This window comes from Microbacterium sp. (assembly GCF_031178525.1).
In the GTDB taxonomy this organism is placed as follows: Bacteria; Actinomycetota; Actinomycetes; order Actinomycetales; family Microbacteriaceae; genus Microbacterium.
On the sequence record NZ_JAPSJA010000259.1, the window covers coordinates 1 to 3,315 of the forward strand.

Annotated in this window: 4 protein-coding genes; 2 read left to right on the forward strand and 2 right to left on the reverse strand. The window is 70.7% G+C overall.

Translation table 11 applies throughout. The features are described from left to right. Positions 1-311 (reverse strand): PHP domain-containing protein (locus tag RIF89_RS12730; RefSeq protein WP_309069469.1); only part of this gene is annotated, 311 nt, incomplete at its 3' end. Positions 312-414: 103 nt separating this feature from the next. Here RIF89_RS12730 and RIF89_RS12735 point away from each other — a divergent pair. Further along, positions 415-1,443 carry an endonuclease/exonuclease/phosphatase family protein gene (locus RIF89_RS12735; RefSeq protein WP_309069470.1) on the forward strand — a complete coding sequence of 343 codons (1,029 nt, stop codon included), beginning with the start codon at positions 415-417 and terminating at the stop codon, positions 1,441-1,443. A gap of 2 nt (positions 1,444-1,445) precedes the next feature. On the opposite strand, the gene RIF89_RS12740 is transcribed toward RIF89_RS12735, so the two are convergent. Continuing rightward, positions 1,446-1,820 (reverse strand): DUF3054 domain-containing protein, encoded by a 375-nt coding sequence (locus tag RIF89_RS12740; RefSeq protein WP_309069471.1) that lies wholly within the window; start codon positions 1,818-1,820, stop codon positions 1,446-1,448. A gap of 90 nt (positions 1,821-1,910) precedes the next feature. On the opposite strand from RIF89_RS12740, the gene RIF89_RS12745 reads away from it, so the two are divergent. After that, positions 1,911-3,315, forward strand: a 1,405-nt coding sequence (locus RIF89_RS12745; protein WP_309069472.1) for an aminopeptidase P family protein, incomplete at its 3' end; no start/stop codon positions are given.

The window sequence follows — 3,315 nt, forward strand, 5'->3', positions numbered from 1 at the left end:
ATGCGATCCATCTCCGCGCGCAGGTCTGCGTCGTCGGGATCGAACAGGTACGACAGCACGTGCACGCTGCGCCAGTCGTGCTTGGCCGAGAACTCCATGCCCGGCAGCAGCGTCATGCCGAGCGACGCGCACGCCTCCGCAGCCTCCGCCCATCCGGCTGTCGTGTCGTGATCCGTGAGGGCGACGGTGCCCAGCCTGTGCCGGTGCGCGGCCGCCATGACGTCGGCGGGGGGCTCGGTGCCGTCCGACCGGGTGGAGTGCAGATGCAGGTCGCTCGGCCCGCTGAACCGCCTGTCCCCGTCGTCTCCCACGAGCCGATCGTAGTCCGATGCGCAGGCGATCCTGCTGTCACACGCACGTGATACCCGCGCCGCGTGCGCCGGTTTCTCAGCGGGGAGACCTAGTGTCGGAAGCGTGTTGCGCTTGCTCGGGATCCTCGTGACGGTGGCGTTCGCCATCGCGACGGCGGTGGTCAGCTGGCCGCAGTTCTTCCGTCTCGAGCAGACGATGCCGTTCGCGCAGATCGTGTCGATGCGCGGCGTGCTCGTCGTCGCCTTCGCAATCCTGACGATCCTGTTCCTGCTGATGGCGGTCGCCCGCCCGATGCGCGCGTTCGCGATGTCGATGGCCCTGGTGGCGGCCCTCGGCGCGATCGTCGGCGGTGTGACGCTCGGCATGCGCGGTTACGGCGACACGCTGCCGCCCGAGACGGAGAGCAGCATCCGGGTGATGACGTGGAACACGGCCGGCGACGCGACCGGCGGGTTCCAGATCGCGCAGTCGGCCGTCGCGATGGACGCCGACATCATCGCCCTTCCCGAGACCGCGCAGAGCGTGGGCGAGGACGTGGCGATCGAGATGCGCGAGCTCGGACGCCCGATGTGGGTGCACCACGTGCAGTACAACAAGGAGATCGAGCGCGGCCCGCAGTCGTGGGTCACGACCATCCTCATCTCCCCCGACCTCGGCGACTACGCCGTCATCGAGTCGTCGGACGATGGATCCAGCAACACGGCCCTGCTGCCGAGCGCCGTCGTGATGCCGGTCGACGGCACGGGTCCCACGGTCGTCGCGGTGCATGCGATCGCGCCCCGCCCCGCGTACATGGACGTCTGGCGCCAGGATCTGCGTTGGATCGCCGACCAGTGCCCGCAGGATGCGAACGTCATCATCGCGGGGGACTTCAACGCGACGCTCGATCACATGACGACACTCGGCGCGGGCGGCGGCGACCTCGGCTACTGCCACGACGCGGCCGCCGCGACGGGCAACGGCGCTGTCGGAACGTGGCCGACCGATGTGCCCTCGCTGCTGTCGGCGCCGATCGATCACGTGATGCACTCGGATGCGTGGCGTGCGACGGGCTCCATCGTGCTCACGAACCTGGACGGCGCCGGCGGCGACCACCGCCCGCTCGTCGTGCAGCTCGAGCCCGTCGGCTGACGTCAGCTGCGACGGCGGCGGGCGGGTCGCAGGACGAGCCGCCAGCCGATCAGCAGCACCGCGAGCGTGATCGTCGCCACGATCAGGAACGGCACGGCCGCCGTCCTGCCCGACACCACGCGCAGCACCATCCCGATCAAGAGCGTCGCGCTCCACGCGATCGCACCCGCGGCGATGCCGCCCGATGGCGTGCGCGTCAGCAGGATCGCGACCCAGCCGACCACGAGTGCCGCGACGAACGGCCAGGCGCTTCCGGCGAACCCCTCGAAGAACGGCTCGCCGTGCGCCGTGCGCCCGATCACGAGGAAGACGAGCACGAGCACGAGGTCGATCGCGAACGCGACGGCGGGATGCGGGGTGCGGGTCCGGGCGGTCATGTTCTCCAGCCTAGGATCGCGACAGAGCGCCGCCCCGCCGCCGGTCCGGCCGGCCGAGCGCGACCCGGCGCACGGTGACAGACTGGAAGCATGAGCGACACGGATGCCAAGACCGACGCGAAGCCCCAGACCGAGCAGCAGCCGCAGGGCGTGACGAACCGCCGCCAGCCGTACCCGCAGGGGTTCCTGGACACGATCTCGGAGGGCTGGGCCGAGCGCCCCGAGCAGCTCCCGCCGCTGCGCGAGCAGGCGCCGTACGCCGCGGCCCGCCGCGCCGCCGTCTCCGCCGCATTCCCCGGCAAGCGCCTCGTCGTGCCGGCCGGTCCGCTGAAGCAGCGCAGCAACGACACCGACTACCCGTTCCGCGTGCACTCGGCGTTCGCACACCTCACCGGCTGGGCGAACGACTCCGAGCCGGACTCGGTGCTCGTCTTCGAGCCGACCGACAGCGGACACGACGTCACGCTGTACTTCCGCGAGCGGGCGGACCGCACGACGGCCGAGTTCTACTCCGACGCGACGATCGGCGAGTTCTGGATCGGACCCCGCCCCGCGCTGCCCGGCGTGGCCGGCGAGCTCGGACTGCCGACCGCGCACATCGACACGTTCGAGGCACGCGAGGGCGACCTGGTCGTCGACCTGGATGAGGACCTGACCCGCTTCGTCTCGGAACTGCGCCTGCGCAAGGACGAGTACGAGATCGGGCAGATGCGTCTGGCCGTGCAGGTCACCGCGTCGGGCTTCGACGACATCGTCCGCGAGCTGCCGCGCATCATCGAGCACCCCCGAGGCGAGCGCCTCGTCGAGGGCGTGTTCCACCAGCGGGCCCGCAGCGACGGCAACTGGGAGGGCTACGACACGATCGCCGCGTCGGGCCCGCATGCCTGTTACCTGCACTGGACGCGCAACGACGGCGCCGTGCTGCCTGGTGACCTGATCCTGATCGACGCCGGGGCCGAGGTGGACAGCCTCTACACGGCCGACATCACGCGCACCCTGCCCGTGAACGGCACGTTCACGCCGATCCAGCGCAAGATCTACGAGACGGTGCGGGAGGCGGCCGATGCGGCGTTCGCCGCCGCGAAGCCGGGCGTGAAGTTCCGCGCGGTGCACGAGGCCGCGATGGGCGTGCTCGCGCGTCGCACCGCCGAGTGGGGTCTGCTGCCCGTCACGGCCGAGGAGGCGCTGGACGCCGACAAGGGCGGACACCACCGCCGCTACATGGTGCACGGCACGAGCCACCATCTCGGCATCGACGTGCACGACTGCGCGCAGGCGCGCCGCGAGATGTACTACGACGGCGTGCTCGAGCCGGGCATGGTCTTCACCATCGAGCCGGGCCTGTACTTCCAGATCGACGACGTCACGGTGCCCGAGGAGTACCGCGGCATCGGCGTGCGCATCGAGGACGACATCCTGATGACCGAGGACGGCCCCGTGAACCTGTCCGCGGACGTCCCGCGCACGGCCGACGAGATCGAGGCGTGGATCGCGC

Excerpts from the sequence above, each read along its gene's own strand:
- RIF89_RS12740 (WP_309069471.1), bottom strand. The coding sequence starts at position 1,820 with ATGACCGCCCGGACCCGCACCCCGCATCCCGCCGTCGCGTTCGCGATC.